Annotated in this window: 21 protein-coding genes and 2 pseudogenes; 9 read left to right on the top strand and 14 right to left on the bottom strand. The window is 64.9% G+C overall.

The window, feature by feature from the left end:
• Positions 1 to 14: 14 nt before the first annotated feature.
• Genes MTX19_RS10545 through MTX19_RS10535 form a run of 3 tightly spaced genes read left to right on the top strand, consistent with a single transcriptional unit; the run spans position 15 to position 1238 of the window.
• Positions 15 to 608: a 3-phenylpropionate/cinnamic acid dioxygenase subunit beta gene (locus tag MTX19_RS10545; RefSeq protein ID WP_280983537.1), complete on the top strand. Its 594-nt coding sequence runs from the start codon at positions 15 to 17 to the stop codon at positions 606 to 608.
• A 16-nt stretch (positions 609 to 624) separates the two neighbouring features.
• Positions 625 to 819, top strand: coding sequence for a hypothetical protein (locus tag MTX19_RS10540; RefSeq protein ID WP_280983536.1), 195 nt, complete (start codon positions 625 to 627; stop codon positions 817 to 819).
• A 23-nt stretch (positions 820 to 842) separates the two neighbouring features.
• Positions 843 to 1238 carry a hypothetical protein gene (locus MTX19_RS10535; protein ID WP_280983535.1) on the top strand — a complete coding sequence of 132 codons (396 nt, stop codon included), beginning with the start codon at positions 843 to 845 and terminating at the stop codon, positions 1236 to 1238.
• Here MTX19_RS10535 and MTX19_RS10530 read toward each other — a convergent pair.
• Positions 1225 to 1755, bottom strand: coding sequence for a hypothetical protein (locus tag MTX19_RS10530; RefSeq protein ID WP_280985958.1), 531 nt, complete (start codon positions 1753 to 1755; stop codon positions 1225 to 1227). The genes MTX19_RS10535 and MTX19_RS10530 overlap by 14 nt on opposite strands.
• Positions 1756 to 1979: 224 nt before the next feature.
• Between MTX19_RS10530 and MTX19_RS10525 the strand changes: the two genes are divergently transcribed.
• Positions 1980 to 2456, top strand: a complete 477-nt coding sequence (locus MTX19_RS10525; protein WP_280985957.1) for an FAD-dependent monooxygenase — start codon at positions 1980 to 1982, stop codon at positions 2454 to 2456.
• 49 nt (positions 2457 to 2505) lie between these two features.
• On the opposite strand, the pseudogene MTX19_RS10520 reads toward MTX19_RS10525, so the two are convergent.
• From MTX19_RS10520 to MTX19_RS10505, 4 genes and pseudogenes are all read right to left on the bottom strand, one after another.
• Positions 2506 to 2775 (bottom strand): annotated as a pseudogene (locus MTX19_RS10520) (DUF3551 domain-containing protein); the annotation flags it as partial.
• Positions 2776 to 2846: 71 nt separating this feature from the next.
• Positions 2847 to 3119, bottom strand: coding sequence for a DUF3551 domain-containing protein (locus MTX19_RS10515; protein ID WP_280983532.1), 273 nt, complete (start codon positions 3117 to 3119; stop codon positions 2847 to 2849).
• 142 nt (positions 3120 to 3261) lie between these two features.
• Complete coding sequence (locus MTX19_RS10510) at positions 3262 to 3930, bottom strand: hypothetical protein (protein ID WP_280983531.1); 669 nt, start codon at positions 3928 to 3930, stop codon at positions 3262 to 3264.
• Between the two features lie 156 nt (positions 3931 to 4086).
• Positions 4087 to 4923 (bottom strand): metal-dependent phosphohydrolase, encoded by an 837-nt coding sequence (locus tag MTX19_RS10505; RefSeq protein WP_280983530.1) that lies wholly within the window; start codon positions 4921 to 4923, stop codon positions 4087 to 4089.
• 227 nt (positions 4924 to 5150) lie between these two features.
• Between MTX19_RS10505 and MTX19_RS10500 the strand changes: the two genes are divergently transcribed.
• The 3 genes from MTX19_RS10500 (at position 5151) to MTX19_RS10490 (ending at position 7861) form a co-directional block, all read left to right on the top strand.
• Positions 5151 to 5366, top strand: a complete 216-nt coding sequence (locus MTX19_RS10500; protein WP_280983529.1) for a hypothetical protein — start codon at positions 5151 to 5153, stop codon at positions 5364 to 5366.
• A 150-nt stretch (positions 5367 to 5516) separates the two neighbouring features.
• Entirely contained in the window at positions 5517 to 6305 is a 789-nt protein-coding gene (locus MTX19_RS10495) for an ATP-binding cassette domain-containing protein (RefSeq protein WP_280983528.1), read from the top strand.
• Complete coding sequence (locus MTX19_RS10490; protein WP_280983527.1) at positions 6302 to 7861, top strand: ABC transporter permease/substrate-binding protein; 1560 nt, start codon at positions 6302 to 6304, stop codon at positions 7859 to 7861. Before MTX19_RS10495 ends, MTX19_RS10490 begins: the two co-directional genes overlap by 4 nt.
• A gap of 14 nt (positions 7862 to 7875) precedes the next feature.
• Here the strand turns inward: MTX19_RS10490 and MTX19_RS10485 are convergent, their stop codons facing one another.
• The 5 genes from MTX19_RS10485 to MTX19_RS10465 form a co-directional block, all read right to left on the bottom strand.
• The gene (locus MTX19_RS10485; protein ID WP_280983526.1) at positions 7876 to 8838 is read right to left on the bottom strand and encodes an ABC transporter permease; all 963 of its coding nucleotides are present in this window, start codon (positions 8836 to 8838) and stop codon (positions 7876 to 7878) included.
• Positions 8828 to 9814, bottom strand: a complete 987-nt coding sequence (locus MTX19_RS10480) for an ABC transporter ATP-binding protein (RefSeq protein ID WP_280983525.1) — start codon at positions 9812 to 9814, stop codon at positions 8828 to 8830. Before MTX19_RS10480 ends, MTX19_RS10485 begins: the two co-directional genes overlap by 11 nt.
• Positions 9811 to 10977, bottom strand: coding sequence for an NEW3 domain-containing protein (locus MTX19_RS10475; protein ID WP_280983524.1), 1167 nt, complete (start codon positions 10975 to 10977; stop codon positions 9811 to 9813). Before MTX19_RS10475 ends, MTX19_RS10480 begins: the two co-directional genes overlap by 4 nt.
• A 349-nt stretch (positions 10978 to 11326) precedes the next feature.
• Entirely contained in the window at positions 11327 to 13039 is a 1713-nt protein-coding gene (locus MTX19_RS10470; protein WP_280983523.1) for a sulfatase-like hydrolase/transferase, read from the bottom strand.
• Positions 13040 to 13209: 170 nt separating this feature from the next.
• Positions 13210 to 13842: a TetR/AcrR family transcriptional regulator gene (locus MTX19_RS10465; protein WP_280983522.1), complete on the bottom strand. Its 633-nt coding sequence runs from the start codon at positions 13840 to 13842 to the stop codon at positions 13210 to 13212.
• Positions 13843 to 14019: 177 nt separating this feature from the next.
• On the opposite strand from MTX19_RS10465, the pseudogene MTX19_RS10460 reads away from it, so the two are divergent.
• Positions 14020 to 14699: pseudogene (locus tag MTX19_RS10460) on the top strand (hypothetical protein).
• On the opposite strand, the gene MTX19_RS10455 reads toward MTX19_RS10460, so the two are convergent.
• Positions 14653 to 14886: a hypothetical protein gene (locus MTX19_RS10455; RefSeq protein WP_280983521.1), complete on the bottom strand. Its 234-nt coding sequence runs from the start codon at positions 14884 to 14886 to the stop codon at positions 14653 to 14655. The pseudogene MTX19_RS10460 and the gene MTX19_RS10455 sit on opposite strands and share 47 nt — an antisense overlap.
• A gap of 373 nt (positions 14887 to 15259) precedes the next feature.
• Between MTX19_RS10455 and MTX19_RS10450 the strand changes: the two genes are divergently transcribed.
• Positions 15260 to 16366 carry a DUF2336 domain-containing protein gene (locus MTX19_RS10450; protein ID WP_280985956.1) on the top strand — a complete coding sequence of 369 codons (1107 nt, stop codon included), beginning with the start codon at positions 15260 to 15262 and terminating at the stop codon, positions 16364 to 16366.
• Between the two features lie 123 nt (positions 16367 to 16489).
• Here MTX19_RS10450 and ilvC read toward each other — a convergent pair whose 3' ends face one another.
• The 3 genes from ilvC to MTX19_RS10435 form a co-directional block, all read right to left on the bottom strand.
• The gene (ilvC, locus tag MTX19_RS10445) at positions 16490 to 17509 is read right to left on the bottom strand and encodes a ketol-acid reductoisomerase (protein ID WP_280976383.1); all 1020 of its coding nucleotides are present in this window, start codon (positions 17507 to 17509) and stop codon (positions 16490 to 16492) included.
• Positions 17510 to 17662: 153 nt separating this feature from the next.
• On the bottom strand, positions 17663 to 18271 hold the full coding sequence (locus MTX19_RS10440) for a LysE family translocator (protein WP_280983518.1): 609 nt from the start codon (positions 18269 to 18271) through the stop codon (positions 17663 to 17665).
• A gap of 7 nt (positions 18272 to 18278) precedes the next feature.
• Positions 18279 to 19157 (bottom strand): EamA family transporter, encoded by an 879-nt coding sequence (locus tag MTX19_RS10435; protein WP_280983517.1) that lies wholly within the window; start codon positions 19155 to 19157, stop codon positions 18279 to 18281.
• Between the last annotated feature and the right edge of the window lie 39 nt (positions 19158 to 19196).

Raw genomic sequence — 19196 nt, 5'->3', positions numbered from 1 at the left:
ATAAGGAGATGCCCATGACGACGACCGTCCAGGACAAGCAGCCGGCCGCTCCGGCGTCCAACGCGGCGATCGAACGATCCGCGGCCTACTACCGGCTGAAAGCCGATGTCGAGGATTTCTACTATCGCGAGGCTGACCTGATCGATGACCGGCGCTTTCGCGACTGGCTCGACCTCGTGGCCGACGACATCACCTATTTCATGCCGATCCGGCGCAACGTGAAATTCGGCCAGCAAGCCGCGCGCGAGAATACCCGGCGCGGCGAAGGCATGAGCTGGTTCGATGAAGACAAGTGGACGCTGACCAAGCGTGTCGAGCAGATCCTGACCGGCGTGCACTACGCGGAGGAACCGCTGTCGCGGATCACGCACATGGTGAGCAATGTGCAGATCAAGGGTGTGCGGCCGGATATCGACGCGCCGCGCGAGCTCGATGTCACCAGCCGCTTCCTAGTCTACCAGAACCGCGTCGAGTACGAGACCTACACCTTCGTGGGCCGCCGCAACGACACGCTTCGTCTGACCGAGGCGGGCTGGAAGATTGCCATGCGCGAGATATTGCTTGAACAGAACATCCTGATGGCCAAGAATCTGACCACGTTCTTCTGAGCAAGGCGGCCGTGCAATGATGGATGTCAGGACGATCAAGGTGGGGACGCGCCTGAAATTGCAGGAGGATGTCGTCGCCGAGGTGATCGAGAACATGGATGACGGCGAGTGGTTGCAGGTCCGATGCCTGGAGTCTCCTGCCCGGCCCGACGAGGTCGGCACGGTCGAGCTGTGTCATGCCCAGGACATCGTCAAGGTGCTCAGCGAGTAGTTCCGGCATTTGGACAGGCGAACATGCTGCGATTTGAATACATGCCGAGCGATTTCCATCCGCTGTTCCTGTTCCTCGGCGAAGCCGCAGACCTCACAGCACTGGCCAAGCTGTTGCGGCGATTTGCCCAGGATCCGCAAGCGATCACCGTGGCGGAGCGCATTCCCGGCGCCATCTCGCGGGACGAGCTGGTGCTGACGCCCGCCGACGATGAATTCGGAATGCGCGACCTCGGGGGCCGCTTCGCCTGGAGACTGACGGGCTGGCAGGCCGAGCGGATCGCCGAGCGCATCGAATTGCTGACACCACAGGACAGCAAGTCCGGTTCGGAGATCCTCGAGATCGGCAGCGAGGGCGAAATCCCAGTCAAGGTGTCGCGCGGGGAGTTCACCGACGACTTCCTGATCACGCGCAGGTAACGGCGGGCATTCGCGTGAGCGCACAGCGCAAGCCGCCGAAGGTCCTGGTCGCCGGCGCCGGGATCGGCGGGCTGGTCGCAGGATTGTCGCTGCTGCAGGCGGGATCGACGTCGAGATCTTCGAGCAGGCGTCCGAGCTGCGCGAACTCGGCGCCGGAGTCCAGCTCAGCGCCAACGGCACCCGCGTCCTGATCGCGCTCGGCCTCGAGCAGCAGATGCAGGTGATTGCCTGTGAGCCTTCGGGCAAGGAAATCAGGCTGTTCAGCACTGGGCGGACCTGGAAGCTGTTCGACCTCGGCGCCTCCTCGCGCGCCATCTATGGCGCGCCCTACTGGATGGTGCATCGCGGCGATTTTCACCGCGTGCTGGTCGAGGCGTTCAATACACTGGCGCCAGGCCGCTTGCATCTCGACCGTCGCTGCGCCGGCTTTGACGAGGCCGGCGACGGCATCTGGCTGCGGCTCGCCAACGGCGAGCGGCACCACGGCGAGGTCGTGGTCGGCGCCGACGGCGTCCATTCCGAGATTCGCCGGCAGATCGGCGGCTATTCAAAACCCTTCTTTTCGGGCGTGGCGGCTTGGCGCGGCCTGGTGCCGATGGCGCGGCTGCCGGCGAGCCAGCAGCGCGAAGTCGGCACCAATTGGGTCGGCCCCGGCGGCCATGTCATCACCTATCCGGTACGCCGCGGCGAACTCCTGAACTTCGTCGGCATCTTCGAAGGCGAGAGCTGGTCGGTCGAGTCATGGACCGAACACGCGGCACGCGGGAGGCGTGCAGCGCGGCCTTTGCCGGCTGGAACGCGGAGATCCACTCCATCATCGAAAACCTCGATGTGCCCTACAAATGGGCGCTGTTGGGGCGCGATCCGCTCGATCGCTTTGTCGCGGGGCGCGCCTGCGTGATCGGCGACGCCGCACATCCGACGCTTCCCTTCCTGGCCCAGGGCGCCAACATGGCGATCGAGGACGGCATGGTGCTGGCGCGCTGCCTTGAACGCTTTCCGCCCCCTGAGGCGTTGCAGCGTTATCAGGCTGCGCGACTGACACGGACAAATACGATCGTGGCGAAGTCGGCCGAGAATGCCAAACGCTTCCACAATCCGGCGCTCGCCGATGCCGAAGGCGCCGACGCCTATGTGTCGCGCGAATGGCAGCCCGACCTGGTCCGCGAACGCTATGATTGGCTGTTCACCTACGACGCTCTGACCGTGCCGGTCTGATCGCACTCGTTCGACGCACTTGCTCGACGCCTCCGCGCCAATGGACGGGATGGCGTCCGTGGCGCACCCGGCGCTTGGGGGGCTCCGGCGGCGCGTAAAAGGGATTCTCCGAGCACATCGCCGGGCGGCCCGATGCTGTCGCCTGGCATTGCGGGATCGAGGTGAAGCTGCAATCGATGTAGTTTCCGCCGATCCGGCCGCCGTAATAATGCATGCACACGGGATAGTTCGGATCATAGGCCTGCGCCACCGCAGGTCCGGTCAGAGCCGCCGCTGATGCGGAGATCGCACATGCGATCGCGAAGAGTTTCAGGCGCATAGGATTCTCGTTGTTATTTATTATTGTTCGGACCATTTCCTACAGCTGCGATGGGCGCGGTCCCCGCGGCGCTAGTCCATGTGGTGGCGGCGGCGGTGCGCCCGGCTCCTCGGCGCCTGTCGCGGCCCCGCATAGAAAGGATTGACCGAGCACGACGCCGATCGCCCCGAGGCTGTTGCCTGACACTGCGGGATCGAGGTGAAGCTGCAATCGATGTAGTCCTCCGTCAGCCGACCGCCGTAGACGTGCATGCACACGGGATAGTTCGGATCGTAGGCCTGTGCGAAGGCGGGGCCGGCAAGACAAACGCCCAAGGCGGCAATCGCGTAGATTCTCAGGCGCATCGAATTCTCCTTGATATTCGGACCGTTTCCTCACAACTGCCGGAGTTAGTCAACAGGCGGTCGCGCAAAGCCGCAAGGTGCGAACGCTCTGCGCCGCGAGCAACCCTGCTTCGACGATCGAGCCAAAGCGTGTGCAGCGCCGTTATTGCTGATCGCCCGGCGGCTTGCCGTCGTCCTCGCCAAGGCAACGGATGATGAAGGCGGTGGTATCGCGCGGCAGGACTCCCGCGGCACGGGCCTTGAGGCGGCACTCGAGCTGCGCGATCTGGCGCGCGCGCTGCCGCTCGCTCGGCAGCGACGACTGCCGCAACCGGCGCAGCGTCATGGGCGAGCCGTCCGACTCGAAGCTCAGCTCGTAGCTCTTGCCGTTGTGATCGGTGGCGGCGCAGGTGATGCTGGACACCTGCCGCGTGACGAAGCTTCCGACCTGCCGGCACGAGCCCGTCGACATTTCCACCAGCGGCACCGGCAGGCCGTCGACCCGCGGCCGGTCGCTCGACTTCAGCAGCATGCGGTCGACCGCGAGCTCGAACAGATTGTCCTGGGTTCGCGCCGCGCTCTCGCCGGAGAACGAGACGATGTGGCTCTTGTCGGCGGGATCGTCGAGCACGACGACGAATTCGGAACGGCCGCGCAGGGTGTGGAAATAGGCGACCGCCTTGCAGGTGTAACTGCGTCCGGCGATGTTGACGTTGCGGCAGGTGCCCGACATCAGCGCGTACAGATCGACATCATAGACCGGACCGGCCGCGGCGAGCACCGGCCAGCAGGCGATCGCGATCGCAATCAGCCGCGCAAAAAGGGATGTCATGCTGGATCGATCGAAAATACGGTCGACAGGCCGGTCCATGGCTCAGCGTCGCCGATTTGCATCATCAGTGCAACCGGTGAAACGGGTACAATATGGACGTTGCGGGACGAGGGAACGGGACGGAGTCGACCCGACAGCAGCCGATCGGCGGCGGCGTCAGATTTGCGGACCGGACAGCGTGACCTCGCGCTCGGCGCGGAAGACATTGCTGTAGAGATTGGCGATCCACTGCCGGCCGCTTGCGGTCATGTTGAGGCAGTTTATGGCGCCCTGGATGTGCGGGGCCACCATGCTCCAGTAGAACTGGGGATAGCGGTCCACGATGTCGGCCGGCGATTCATAGCCGAGCTGGCGATTGATGCCGACCTCCTCGAACTCGTGGTAGAGCGCGTTGGCCTTCCGGATGTAGTTAGGATCGCCGAGCTGGCCGATGAAATCGGCGGCGCGAACGATCGCCGCCTCGTCGTCATATTCCTGGCCTTCGGGTGCCGGAAAGCGGGTCCCCTCAATGTTGCGCGCGATCCGCTCGCGATCGATTGGAATGACGGCCTCGAGGCGATCGAGAACATAGAGCTTCGACCGGTCGACATGATAGGGCATCAGGCCTGCATCCGACGAACCGCGGGGCAGCGTCACCTTCTTGCCAGTCGCATCGATCACGTAACCGTCAGGCCCATCCCCCTTCAGGAGGCCGCGGACATAGCCGATATCGTGGGTCAGGCAGGCGATGATGGTATGCGTGTAATCCTCGGCGGTGACATGGGTGTGCAACGCACGGCCGCGGATGATGTCGTGGCCGGCCAGCGTAACGAGCATCGTGTGTTCGACATTGTGATAGAGCGCATCGCTGTTCCCGATGCATTCCAGCGCGATGCGGGCAGCGGCGGGAAGCAGCTCGCCGAAGCGCGCCTGCGAGGCCCCGAACGTGCGGCTCACATGCTTGGCAAGAAACTTCTCCAAGGCATTTGCTGCCAACTCAGGCAACGTCATCATCGATGCAGCCCCCGACCACGCAACGTTCCTCGCTCGCCCCGATCTCGCGTCGTAGTTGGGTGACAAGTATAGCGTATCCGCAGGCGGGCGGCTATGCGCCGCCTGATGTCGCGACCGATCCGGCCGTACTTTCCCGGTCTTGCTCATCGCGATGCCGCAGGCGCCGATAGTGGCATGAACCCTGCATGAGTCGGTTCAGACCGGGGTATCCTACCGACAAGGCCGTTATGCTCGTCACGCTCGTCGCTGTCCTCTGCAATGCCCAACTCTGCATGGAAAAGGTCGTCACCACCAGTGATCAATCCGGCATCACCATGAGCGCCTGCGTAGCCAATGCGCAGATCGGCCTCGCCGATTGGCTCGCCAAGGGCCCGTATCACGCGTGGCGCCTGCAAAGCTACAAATGCATTATGGGCAAATACGTACCCAAGAATGAAGTGTGATGTGCTCACAGGTCCGCTGATCCAGACCTGATTCTCAGGAACATCGAACCGGGAACACCGGCCCTGCGGCCCGGCTGCCCGAGGCCCGAGTCAAAGCCCGTTTTATGGGCTATCACTGTCATTGATGACCGTGAGACCTGAGGCCCCGGAATGCCCGCAACGCCGCTGATCGCCTACGCGCATGTCGGCAAGAGTTTTGACGACGGCCGCGTGGTGGCCGTCGACGATGTCTCGCTCGACGTGGCCGAGGGTGAATTCCTCGCCGTCGTCGGCAGCTCCGGCTCGGGCAAGAGCACGCTGCTCAGGCTTGCCAATCGGCTGATCGAAGCCGACCGCGGCCAGATCGCTGTCGAGGGCGAGGACGTCAGTCGCGCGGATCCGATCCTGCTGCGTCGCCGCATCGGCTATGTCTTCCAGAGCGGTGCATTGTTTCCGCACCTGACCGTCGCGGGCAATATCGGCATCACGCCAAGACTGTTTGGCTGGCCGGCGGCGGAGATCGCGGCGCGGGTCGACGAACTGCTCGACCTCGTGCGGCTCGAACGCGCGCAGTATCGCGACCGCATGCCGCATGAGCTTTCCGGCGGCCAGCGCCAGCGTGTCGGCGTGGCGCGTGCGCTCGCTGCGAAGCCGCGCATCGTGCTGATGGACGAGCCGTTCGGTTCGCTCGATCCCCTCACCCGCGACGCGCTGGGTGAAGATTATCGCACCCTGCATCGCAAGCTTGGCCTGACCACGATCATGATCACCCACGATATGACGGAGGCGATCCTGCTGGCGGATCGCGTCGCGGTGATGCGCGCCGGCCGGTTGCTGGCGCAGGGCACGCCGACCGAGCTTTCGGCCAGCACCGACGCCTATGTCGACGAGCTCCTGCATACACCGCGGCGGCAGGCCGAGCGGCTGGGCGCGCTGCTGCCGCGGGAAGGCACAGCATGAGCCTGCTCGCCGATCCACGCTGGAGCGAGGCGCTTGCACATCTGCCGGATTACCTCGGCAACCATGTGCGGGTCAGTGTCGCCGCGCTGGCGCTCGGGCTTATTGTCAGCCTGCCGCTGGCGATCGTGGCCCGCAACCGGCCGGTGCTGCGCGGCGCGCTGCTCGGGCTCGCGAGCATCGTGCAGACCGTGCCGGGTCTCGCCTTGCTCGCGCTGTTCTATCCGCTGCTGCTCGCCCTGGCCGCGCTGACCGCCGGATGGTTCGGCTTCAGCTTTTCCGCCTTCGGCTTCCTGCCGGCGGTGCTGGCGCTCGCGCTCTATTCGATGCTGCCGGTACTGCGCAACACCATTACGGGACTGTCGGGCGTCGATCCGGAAATCCTGGAGGCGGCGCAGGGCGTCGGCATGACGGAGCGACAATCGCTGCTGATGGTCCAGTTGCCGCTCGCGCTGCCGGTGATGATGGCGGGGATCCGCACCGCGGCGGTGTGGGTGATCGGCACCGCGACGCTGTCGACGCCGATCGGGCAGACCAGCCTCGGCAACTACATCTTCGCTGGGTTGCAGACGCAGAACTGGGTGTTCGTGCTGTTCGGCTGCGTCGCCGCGGCGGTGCTTGCGCTCGCCGTCGACCAGTTGCTTGCGCTGATCGAGAACGGCTTGCGCAACCGCAGCCGCACGCGGGCCGGGCTCGGCGGCCTCGGGATTGCCGCGCTGATCGCTGCGACGCTGGTGCCGGCGATCGTGCGGCCCCATGCGGGCTATGTCGTCGGCGCCAAGACCTTCGCCGAGCAATACGTGCTTTCGGCGCTGATCGCCGAGCGGCTGCGATCGGCCGGGCTGCCGGCCACGACGCGCGCCGGCCTCGGCTCCAACGTGATCTTCGATGCGCTGACGGCCGGCGATATCGACGTCTATGTCGATTATTCCGGCACGCTGTGGGCCAACCAGTTCCACCACACCGACATCAGGCCGCGTGCCAAGCTGCTGGCCGCGCTCAAGACCACGCTGGCGCAGCAAAACATCACCCTGCTCGGCGAGCTCGGTTTCGAGAATGCCTATGCGCTGGTGATGCCGCGCAAGCGTGCCCAGGCGCTCGGCATCCACTCGATCACTGACCTCGCGGCACGGGCACCGACCATGTCGATCGCCGGCGACTATGAATTCTTCTCGCGGCCGGAATGGGCCGGCATCCAGAAAGCCTATGGACTATCGTTCCGCACCCAGCGGCAGATGCAGCCCGACTTCATGTATGCGGCGGTCGCCTCCGGCGAGGTCGACGTGATCGCGGGCTACACCAGCGACGGCCTGATCGCGAAATACGACCTGGTCACGCTCGCGGACGACAAGCACGCGATCCCGCCCTATGACGCGATCGTGCTGCTGTCGCCAAAGAGACGCGACGACGAGACGCTGAAATCGGCGCTGCAGCCGCTACTCGGCAGGATCGACATTGCTGACATGCGCGAGGCAAACCTGCGTGCGTCGGGCAACGATGCTTCATCGTCGCCCGACGCCGTGGCGCGCTGGCTGAGGGAAAAGATCAGGGCGCGCTGAGTAGTCCGTGCTCCTCAGGCACGGACCTCTTGCCGCTGGAACAGGATGTAACCGGCGACGAACAGCACGATGGTGCAGGCGATCAGCCCCACCGTCTGCGGCCAGGCAATCATCACGCTTTCGCCGAAGGGCAGCGGCGCACCCATCACGGCGCCGCGCAGCTGATCGAGGAACACCGGGCCGAGCGTGCGTGTCGTCGGCGATAGCACCGCAAGCATCGCTTCTCCGAACAAATCGTTCGGCGAGAAGCGCTGCAGGAGCTGCGTCCAGATCGCAGTATCCGGCGTGTCGAGGCCGAGCGCGGCGAAGCGCGGATCGGGCGGTGAGATCACCTGCGCGAACGCCGGCGCCAGCATCGGCCACAGCACGGTCAAAAACAGCCAGATGCCGAGCGCCACCAATGCCGCGGTCGCCGGCGAACGAAACACGATCGAGAGCAGCATGGCGAGCGACAGCCAGACGCCGGCATAGAAGATCGCAATCACCAGGAACGCGAGCGAGCGGGCGATCTCCTCGCCGCCCGGCGGCACGCCGAGGAAGATCAGACCGAGCCCGATCACCATCAGCCACAGCGCCGTCAGGCTGATCGCGATCGTGGCGAGGCCGGCGAGATATTTGCCGAGCAATAGCGCATCGCGATAGATCGGCTGCGCCAGGATCCGCGACAGCGTGCGCCGGTTGTGCTCGCTGTTGACCAGGTCGAAGCCGAGCCCGATCGCCATCAACGGGATCAGGAAGCCGAGGATGGCGACAAAGGACGGCAGCGGCGCACGGCTCACCGTGAACAGGCGCAGCAGCAGGAACGGATCCTCCGCAGTGTTCTGGCGCAGCGTATCGATCGCCTCATAGAGCGCCGCCATCGCAGTGAGCACGATCAGAAGCTCGAGCATCAGCATGCGGACGCTCGAGATGTTGTCCGACAGCTCCTTGATGAAGACGGCGCCGACGCCCTGGAATGCAGAACCTTCACGCCGCATCACGCACGCCTCCGGACTGCGATGCCTGGAAATAATGGGCGTAGATCGCCTCGAGGCTCGGCTCGTCGACCGAGAGCCGCCGCAATGCGCCGTTGGCCGCGACCACGGCGCGCGCCGCATCCGGCCGCACGTCGCGGTCCGCGGTCATGCGGAAGCGGTCCTCCGCAAGCGTCTCGACATTGCTGACACCCGGGATTGCGGCGAGCCGGCGAGCGATGCCGGCGCCGTCGGCCTCCACCTCGACGACAAAGCCCGCGCCGAGCACCTGGACCGCCAGCTCGGCGACCGAGCCCATCATCACGATCCGCCCAGTACGGAACAGCGCGACGCGATCGCAGACGCGCTGGACCTGGTCGAGCATGTGCGACGACAGCAGTACAGTGACGCCCTCGGCCTTCAATTCCCTGATCAGATCGAGGAATTCGAGCGTCGCTTGGGGATCGAGACCCGAGGTCGGCTCGTCGAGGATCGCGATCTCGGCGCGCTTGACGATGATCTCGGCAAGCCCGAGCCGCTGGCGCATGCCGCGTGAGAAGGTTGAGACGCGCTTGTTGGCGACATCGAGCAGGCGCACGCGGGCGAGCGCCGCGGCGATCCGCTGCGACCGTTCGGCCACCGACAGGCCCATCAGCTTGGCGACGTAGGCAAGATTCTCCACCGCCGTCAGGTGGTCGTAGAAGCCGACGGCATCGGGCAGATAGCCGACGCGCCGCTTCACCTGCAGTGGCGAGCGCGCCGGATCGAAGCCGAGCACGCTGACCCGGCCGGCCGAAATCTCGGTGAGGCCGAGCATCATCAGGATGGTCGTGGTCTTGCCGGCGCCGTTCGGACCGAGCAGCCCGAACACCTCGCCCTTGGCGATGTCGAAGTTGATGGCGTCCACGACACTGGTCTTGCCGTAGCGCTTGGTGAGATCGCGCGCCGCGATGACGACGTTGGGCGACGCCGCACCGCCTTCGGGTTTCTGCTCGCTCATCGCCGTCCGAACCTTGCAACAGCACCAAGCATCAACAGCAGCGCGACACCGATCACGCCGGCTCCCGCCATGCCCCAGACCGTCGACGTATTGACCGTGACGCGGAACTGGCTCGACGCGGTCTCGCCACGCGAGGTGGCGCGCACCGAGAGCTGGTAGTCGCCGGCGAGCGACTTGTCGCTCGGCGTCACCAGCGCCTGGACCTCGGCATCCTTGCCGGGCACCAGCCGTTCGATGGTGGCGGGCTGGAACGTCACCTTCCAGCCGCTCGGCGCCGTCGCGGCGAGCGCAATGTTCTCGGCCGGCGCGGTGCCGCTGTTGGTGACGACGATCGGGATCGTGCTCTGTTCCGCCGCGACCGCGCGCGCGCTCAACAGCCCGTCACGCCCGGAGAGCTGAAGTTGCGGCTGGCCGGCGATATCGAGCGCCACCTCGGTCTGCGCCGATGCATCCTCGGCGTTGACCGTCACCTTGACCGGGAAATGCCCGGCATCGACCGTGCTCGGCGGCCGGACCTTGAGCTTGATGTCCTTGGATTGGCCGGCCTCGATCGGGATCGAGGACAATTCCTGGGTGCCATAGGCCTCGGTGAACGAGGTCTCGAAGTTCGAGGGCGCCGCGGCCGCGAAGCTCGCGACCAGGTTGCGGCCGCTGTCGTTCTTGATGGTCAGCGTATACTCGAAGTTCGATTTCGGACTGCCGCGCAGTTCCGGAAGCTTCGATGACACCGAGAGCTTCGCCGGCAATTCCTTGGCAAGTGCGACTGCGATCGGCAGCGTCGCCTCGCTGCCCTGCCCTTCGGCCCTGACGGTCAATGTCTGCTCGGCGAGCGAGCTGTTGGCGGGCACGTCAAGCCGAAGCTGCAGCGGCACGCTGGAGTCGGGCGCCGGCATCGCCGCCGCGACCGGCTGGCCGCCGCCGAGCAGCGTTGCGGTCCAACCGCTCGGCACACCTTCGACCGAGAGCTTGTAGCGCTGCGGACCGAGGCCGTAGTTCTGAAGGCGCAGCGAGATGTTGGACGTGGTGCCGGGCCTGATGGTGACGGCCGGATAATCCGTCATCATGTAGAGCCCCTTGATGTCGTGGGGCGGCTCTGCAGCATAGGCTGAGGGAATGACAAATCCGAAGGCTACAACAAGGCGCGCAAGGTCGAGCGCTCGCATGGGCAAACACTCCTGCAAGAGAAGCAAGATTGGCGGGGTTGACGCTGCGCGTTGATGAAGACCGTGGCAGCGGCGCGACAGATCATGGAAACAATCGTGACGAAATCTCGGCGAAGCAATTACAAATGAGTAATGCTGTCCGCGCGCCGGCGCGACCTTCGTCTAACGACGTTCGTCGAGTTCATGCCGCGATCACCTCGATGTGTAGTACCGCCATTGCGAGGAGCGTACGCGATGAAACAATCCATCTCGCCACACGATCGGTGAGAATGGATTGCGTTGCCTCGTTCGCAATGACGGGGACAGAGCTGCGCGTACGCCAACAACGCTCTGCGGCTTTGGATCTCGCTTAAAGCCCTTTGATCATGCCGGCATCGATCAACAATCGGTTGAAGCGCCGCGCCTCGGCGCCGTCCTTGCAGGAATAGAAGATGCCGCCGCAGCGGAGCATGATGGCCTTCTGCTCCTCGAACGACGGATCGAGCGGAATGCCGGCCGCTTCCTGGATCACCAGCGGCAGATAGGCCGCGTCGATCGTGTCCATGACGGCCGGGCTCTTGACCGGCTCGAAGTTGATGGCGTCGATCGCGTAATAGGTCGCGTAGTAGCGCGGGTCATAGTCCAACAGCTTCTTGCCGATGCCGGCTTCGTCGAGCTCGGGGTCGAGCAGTTGCGGCGAGAACTCCGGCTGATGGTCGCCATAGCGCACGATCAGGAACGGCTGCGCCGGAAACTTCTTCTTCAGCGCCGCCACGAACCCGGCATAGTCGATGGCGCTCATCGTCTGCCGGCGCAGATATTCGTCGACGAGCGGCGCATTGCCGGGCCGCTTCCATGACGGCAGCAGATCGGGACGGAATTTCGTCTCCCACGGAAAATGATTGGCGGCGAGATAGACGAAGGTGAACAGCGACGTGCCCGGCGTCTTCTGCTCCGCCATCAAGGTCAGCGCCTTGTCGTAGAAGAAGCTGTCGGGCTCGACATCCTTGGCGTGGAGGTCATGCGCGTCATAGAAATGCTGGATGCCGGTTGTCGTCTGAAAGCTGCGCGCGCTCATGAAGCCGCCATACGCCGGGTAGAGCGAGAGCGTGTCGTAGCCGCAGCGGCGCAGCGCCAGCGGCAGGCCGCGCGCGACACGGCCCGAGGCGATGCGAGTGACGAAATAGGCGAAGCGGCCGAACGAGCGCGACGACAACCCCGCGAGCACATTGTACTCGGTGAACCAGCTCGGTCCGCCATTGCTCTCGGCCAGGAATTTCCGCTCGACCCCATCATAGGATCTGAACTGACTGCCATAGCCCGGCGGCACCTTCACGCCGGCAGCCGCGCGAATGTCGAAGCTCGACTCGTCATGGATCATCACGATGTTCGGTCGCCGGCCGGCGGGATGACAGGCATCGACCAGCGGCACCTTGAGCTCTTCGCTCGCAGTCGGATCCGACTCCATGAAGCCGTCAGCGACGAAATCGGACACCGACGTTACGGCCGAGCGCGCGAATTTCGACAAATAGCCGTCGTCGTAATAACCGCGCCAGGCCTCGTCCGGCCAGGTGAAGGCATAGGCCGAAAGCGCCGCGGTGCAGGCAAGGCAGGCGGCCACGGCCGGCAGGCGGCGGATGCGGAACGGATCGAGCCACCACAGCGCGTACATCAGCGGCAGCGTGACAAGTCCGGCGCCGATGATCGACCAGCGCAGGGTGGGGAAGATGGTGAGCATGAACGTCGCGGTGTCGCGGTCGATCACCATCAGGTCGACGAAATTCGCGGTCATCTGGACCACGTCGTGCTTGAACCGCGACAGCAGCACCAGCACCACGACCAGCGTCAGCGAAAGTGCGCCCGACAGTGCCGGCCTGCGCAGCAGCGCGATGAACAGGAAGCTCAGGATCCCCCAGGTGAACAGGAAGCAGATCCGCGAGCCGAAATCGGTCTCGGTCTGCAACATCACGATCAGGGCGCCGAGATGCGGCGCGGCGACCGCCATCAAGCGCCAGATACCGATCGCGACGAGGCCGCCGGCGAGCGCGGCGGCAGAGGAATTCTGCTGTGGCGCGGGCGCCATGGGTGAGACGCAATACGAACCCGGCGCAATGCACAGCCTTGGCTGGCGAAGGCCAGGAGGCACACCGCACAGCCGGTACCTGCGCCGTGTCACAAAACCGTAATATAATCGTCATGAACGCGCAATGAATTTGCCCGCGCGACCGTGCGTCAGCCTGGCGCGCCCTAGACTTAGGCAGCAGGCGTCGCGCGTCTTACGATGCCCGCAATGAAGAGATTGATGATAGCGGCGGCCATCTGCTCGACCTCCGCATCGCTGACGCCCCAGCGCGGCAGATGGCCGTCGATGTGCATCCGCGCGAAGCCGTAGACCAGCGCGCGGCCGGCGATCTGAACCTGCTTCAGATCCCGTGCTTCGAGTTGGCCGGCCGAAAACGCATCCGCCAGCGTCCGCTCGGTCAGGGCGATCAGCCCGGCATTGTCGCTGGAGACTCCGGTCGACCGGTCGTGGTCGAAAAAGCGGCGGCTCGAGATGATCTCGAAATGGGTGGGGTTGCGCATCGCCCAGCGCAGATAGGCCATCCCGATGCAGCGGAAGCGGCCCAGCGGATCGCCGGGCGGTGCGGTCGCAAGGGCCGCCTCGATCTCAGCGCGGAAGCGGCGCTGCGCTTCCTCTGCCACCGCGTTGATCAAGGCGTCCCGGCTCGGGAAGTGCCGGAACGGCGCCCCCGGCGAGACTCCGGCGCGGCGTGCGGCCTCGCGGACACTGACAGCCTCCGGACCGCCCTCGCCGATCAGTTGCATCGCGGCCTCGATCAGGACGCGGCGGAGATCGCCATGGTGATACGGCGTTGCCGCGGCCACGCGCGGCGCTGCCGATCGCCGCTTGGTCGGTCGACGTCCGGACGGCGGGCTTTTGGCGGGGCGGCGCATCCAGCACATCTAGCATCACCCGCCTGTGAATGTAAGCGTTGATTACACCGGTTGACCACACGCTGGGGCGCCATGTAACTGCTGATTACATTAACACGGGAGGCGGATCTGCCGACGCGTCGAAACTGGTTCGAGGGCTGGCGGCTGTTTGCCCTGCTTTCACTGGCCCTGATCGGCCTGAGGTCTGGATCGCCGGGATGCGGCAGTTCGAGGTCGACGGCGTGCGGATGGTGATCCGCTTCACGGCGCGCACCTCGCTGCTGTTCTTCTGCCTTGCCTTTTCGGCGGCGGCGCTGGCGCGGCTCTGGCCGAACGCCTGGACACGGTGGCAGCGCCGTAACCGCCGCTATCTCGGCGTCACCTTCGCAGCCTCGCACGCCATCCATGCCGTCGCGATCGTCTGGTTCGCGCTGATCGATCCGCCCGGCTTCGCGGGCGCGATCTCGGCCGCGTCCTACATCTTCGGCGGCATCGGCTATGCGTTCATCATAGTATTGACCGCGACCTCATTCGATCGCACCGCGGCAATGCTGGGCCCGCGCGCCTAGCGCGCCTTGCATCTGACCGGCGGCTACTATCTGCTGCTGCAGTTCGCGGTGTCGTTCGGCAAGCGAATTCCCGAGATGCCGCTCTACGCGCTGTTCCTGGTCCCGCTCGCCGCGGTGTTCGCGCTGCGGATGGTGAGCATGGCCTCACTGTCCGCGCCGCGTCCGGCGCAGGCCGGTACGTGGGCAGCGCCGTTCACGTCAGATGGAACTTGCGGCCAAGCCGGCGATGAACCGACATGACGGCGCGATCGACGTCGCTGATCAGGCTGTCGCCCAGCACCACGTTCGGAATCTCCCAGTTGCGGCCGATCCGCACGTGCGGCAGCGCGGCGACTGTCGGCACGCGCGCTGTCTCGCATCCGGGATGAGCGCGCAGTGCCTCCTCCGCAAGCAAAGTCAATTCGTCCTGGTTCTTTCCGTCAGTCATGACGACGGGTGGTGACTCCGGAAAATGGCTCACTGATGGCCGAGATTTTCCAGTTCCCTGGCGCGTGCCTTGGTCATGCTGCGCATACTGTTCGGGCTACCTGTCGCCGGCATCCTTGAACATTTGGCACAATCGCAGGCTCGATCCTAAATCAATTCTTAAAACGTGTCGCCTCTCTGCGACGTCGTTCAAGCGATCAAGAACGGATGACGCGACCGATCGCGTCGAAAGCGCGAATTGAATCCGGTTCGGTCGCTGCCCGTTAAGGATGCGATGCACCTGTATTTGCGCGAGGTTCCCACTTAACGCAGGTGTAATACCACGCGCGGCATCGTGCGCGCGGGTGTCATCAACAACAACAGGCTGCCGATCAATGGCGCAACAGCCGGCACAATCGATCATTGCCGAACTCGAAGATGCTGTCCGGGACGGAACGACCGCAAAGCGCGTGCAGACGCTGCGGCGGGTCACCGATCTGTTCCTGAACGACGGCGACCACCTCAACGACGAACAGGTCAAGGTGTTCGACGACGTGCTCTGCCTCCTGGTCGCACGCGTCGAGACGCGCGCGCGGGCCGAGCTCAGCAAGCGGCTGGCGCCGCTCGACTACGCGCCCTTCGAGGTGATCCAGCACCTCGCCTGGGACGATGACATCAGCGTCGCCGGCGAGGTGCTGACGCATTCCAGCCGCCTCAGCTCCGAGGCGCTGCTCCAGATCGCCGGCACCAAGGGACAGGACCATCTGTTCGCGATCTCGGCGCGGGAGAACCTGCCCAAGCGCGTCACCGATGTGATCATCAACCGCGGCGAAGACAGGGTGATCCGACGCCTCGCCAAGAACGCCAGCGCGCAGTTCTCCGACGACGGCTATTCCAACATTGTCGCCCGCGCCGAGGGCGACGACGAGCTGATCGAGATCCTCGGCCTGCGTCTCGACCTTCCGGCCAAGCTCCTGCGCGACCTGCTGCGCCGCGCCAAGGATACGGTGCGCGCCCGCCTGCTGGCGATCGCGCCACCCGCGGTGCGGGACGAAATCCAGAAGGTGCTGAACGACATCGCCCAGGCGGGAGCGGCAGCGCCCCGTCGCAACTACGGCGTCGCCGAAGAGCTGGTCAAGCTGATGAAGCAGTTGAATGAGCTCGACGACGCCGCGGTCTACAACTTCGCCGAGACCGGCAAGTTCGACGAGGTTACCGTCGCGCTCGCCGTGCTCAACGACATGCCGATCGAGATGATCGAACGGCTGATGCTCGGTCCCCGCTCCGACCTGATCCTGATCCCTTGCCGCTCCGCGCGGCTGAACTGGCCGACGGTCGAATCCATCCTGTGCAAGCGGCCGATGACGCATCCGATCGACGAGGTGACGCTCAAGGTCGCCGAGCGGGATTACCGTCGGCTGTCGATGGAAACCGCGCAGCGCACGGTGCGCTTCTGGCAGCTGCACAACAGGCTCGAGAAGCAGCCGATGGCGGTCGGGTAGCCGGGGCTCAATTTCGCGACTTCACAAACGAAAAGGGTGGGCCAGGCGCCGCACGCCTCTGCCCACCGTTCTGCTCTTGGCGCGTCGGGTGGGCATGACGCCGCCCACCCTGCGATGTCGGCCTTAGTTCTTGGTCTTGTCGACCAGCGCGCCCTTCTTGATCCAGGGCATCATGTCGCGCAACTTGGCGCCGACTTCCTCGATCGGATGCGCAGCGAGCTTGGCGCGGGTCGCCTTGAACGAGGTCTGGTTGACCTTGTTCTCCAGCATCCAGTCGCGGGCGAACTTGCCGGACTGGATGTCGTTGAGCACGCGCTTCATCTCCTTCTTGGTCTCATCGGTGACGATCCGCGGACCGGTGACGTATTCGCCGTACTCGGCGGTGTTGGAGATCGAGTAGTTCATGTTGGCGATGCCGCCTTCGTAGATCAGGTCGACGATCAGCTTCACCTCGTGCAGGCACTCGAAATAGGCCATCTCCGGCGCGTATCCAGCCTCGACCAGCGTCTCGTAGCCGCCCTTGATCAGCTCGACCAGGCCGCCGCAAAGCACCACTTGCTCGCCGAACAGGTCGGTCTCGCACTCTTCCTTGAAGGTGGTCTCGATGATGCCGGCGCGGCCGCCGCCGATCGCCGAGGCGTAAGAGAGGCCGAGGTCATGGGCGTTGCCGGACGAATCCTTGGCGATCGCGATCAGGCAGGGCACGCCGCCGCCGCGCTGATATTCCGAGCGCACGGTGTGGCCGGGGCCCTTCGGCGCGATCATCAGCACGTCAAGGTCGGGACGCGGGTCGAGCAGGTTGAAGTGCACGTTGAGGCCGTGTGCGAACACAAGCGCGGCGCCCTTCTTCATGTTGTCGTGCAGGTGCTCGCGATAGATGTCGCCCTGCAGCTCGTCCGGGGTCAGCATCATCACGAGGTCGGCCCATTTGGCGGCCTCGGCGACTTCCATCACCTTGAAGCCGGCGTTCTCGGCCTTCTTGGCCGAGGCCGAGCCCTTGCGCAGCGCAATCGCGACTTCCTTGACGCCGGAATCCTTCAGGTTCAGCGCATGGGCGTGGCCCTGGCTGCCATAGCCGACGATGGCGACCTTCTTGCCCTTGATCAGGTTCAGGTCGGCATCGCGATCGTAGTAAACTCGCATCGTGGTTTTCCTCGTTTGCAAAAGGGGCCGAAATCGGCCGATGGATCAGGCTATCGGAAGGACAAAACCGCCGGCCGCCCGTGAATTTCCGGCGTTGTCTAGAGCATTTTTCCCCTCAGGGGAAACCCCCATCTCGCATGCCGCGGTGCGGCATCATGCGTCCATGAAGACCGGGTAGAGCGAGGCCAGGAGCAGGACGGCCATCACCACGTTGAAGACGCGGATCGCCATGGGCGAGGTCAGGATCGGCCGCAGCGCGGTACCGAACAGCGCCCAGACGGTGCAGGACACCGTCCCCAGGATCAGGCTCAGGCTGACCTGGATCGCGATGTTCCAGGGAAAGGCGGCAATCGCCGCATAGGCCGTGATGGTGCCGATCACCATCACCCAGCCCTTGGCATTGATCCACTGGAACATGGCCGCGCCCCAGAAGGTCATCGGGCCGCGGCCGGGCTTCTCGTCCTTGTCCGCCGAGGGCGGCTCGGCCATGGCGATGACCGCAGCGAGGTAGATCAGATAGGCGACGCCGCCGTATTTCAGGATCGTCTGCAGCACCGGATAGGCGATGAAGATGGCGCCGAGCCCGACGCCGACCGCGCCGACCATGAAGGCGAAGCCGACCGTGATGCCGGCGATATGCGGCAGCGTGCGGCGGAAGCCATAGGTCAGCCCCGACGACAGCAGCATGATGTTGTTCGGGCCCGGCGTGAAGAACATCGCGACGGCGAACACGACGAAGGCGAGCATCAACGAATTCGACATGATCTCCTCACACGACTTCCGGCAGAGGCTTGGGCCGCCTCGACAGCAGCATCACCGCGATGCCGCCGACGACCGTGATCATGCCCGCGAGCCGCAGCGGCCCGAACTGCTCGCCGAACACGATGCTTGAGGCCGCCGAGCCGACGAACGGCACCAGCAGCGCGAACGGCACCACCTGCGCCGCCGGATGGTCCCGCAGCAGCCGCCCCCAGAGCCAATAGGCGATGCTGGTCGAGATGGCGCCGACGAACAGCATCGAGACCATGCCGCGCGGCGACAGATGCGACAGCGCCTGCCACACCGGCTGCGCTCCCAGCGTCAGCAGCGACAGGACGAACAGTGGCACCGCCGCGCACAGGCACAGCCAGGCGAACAGGTCGAACATCCGCGCGCCCTGCGCCGGCCGCAGCAATAGGTTGCCGATCGCGAACGAGACCGGCGAGATCATCAGGATGGCGAAGGCCGTGACGCTGAAATCGTAACCGACGGTGCCGCAGATCATCAGCAGACCGATCGCGGCGACCGCGATGCCGATCGCCTGCATCCGCGACGGCAATTCGCCGAACAGAACCGCCGCAAATCCGATCGTAAACAGGGCCTGGCTCTGCACGATCACGCTGGTGAGCCCGACCGGCACGCCGTGTGCAATGGCGATGGACTGGGCCAGGAACTGGCCAAGGAACAGAGTGAAGCTGATGCCGATCAGGAGCGGCCACGAGACCTGCTTCGGCTTGGGCAGAAACAGGCACGGCACCGCCGCGATGCCGAAGCGCAACGCCGTCATCAGTTCGGGCGGCAGCTCATCGAGCGCAATCCGGCTTGCGACGAACGCAAGTCCCCAGATCACCGCGACCATGACGGCGACGCCAACATCGGCCGGCTTCATTGTTGTTCTTCTTTTGGTTCGGTTTCGCTCGGTTGGTCG

Source organism: Bradyrhizobium sp. ISRA464 (genome assembly GCF_029910095.1).
Lineage (GTDB): Bacteria > Pseudomonadota > Alphaproteobacteria > Rhizobiales > Xanthobacteraceae > Bradyrhizobium.
This window is presented reverse-complemented; position numbering and strand designations above follow the sequence as displayed.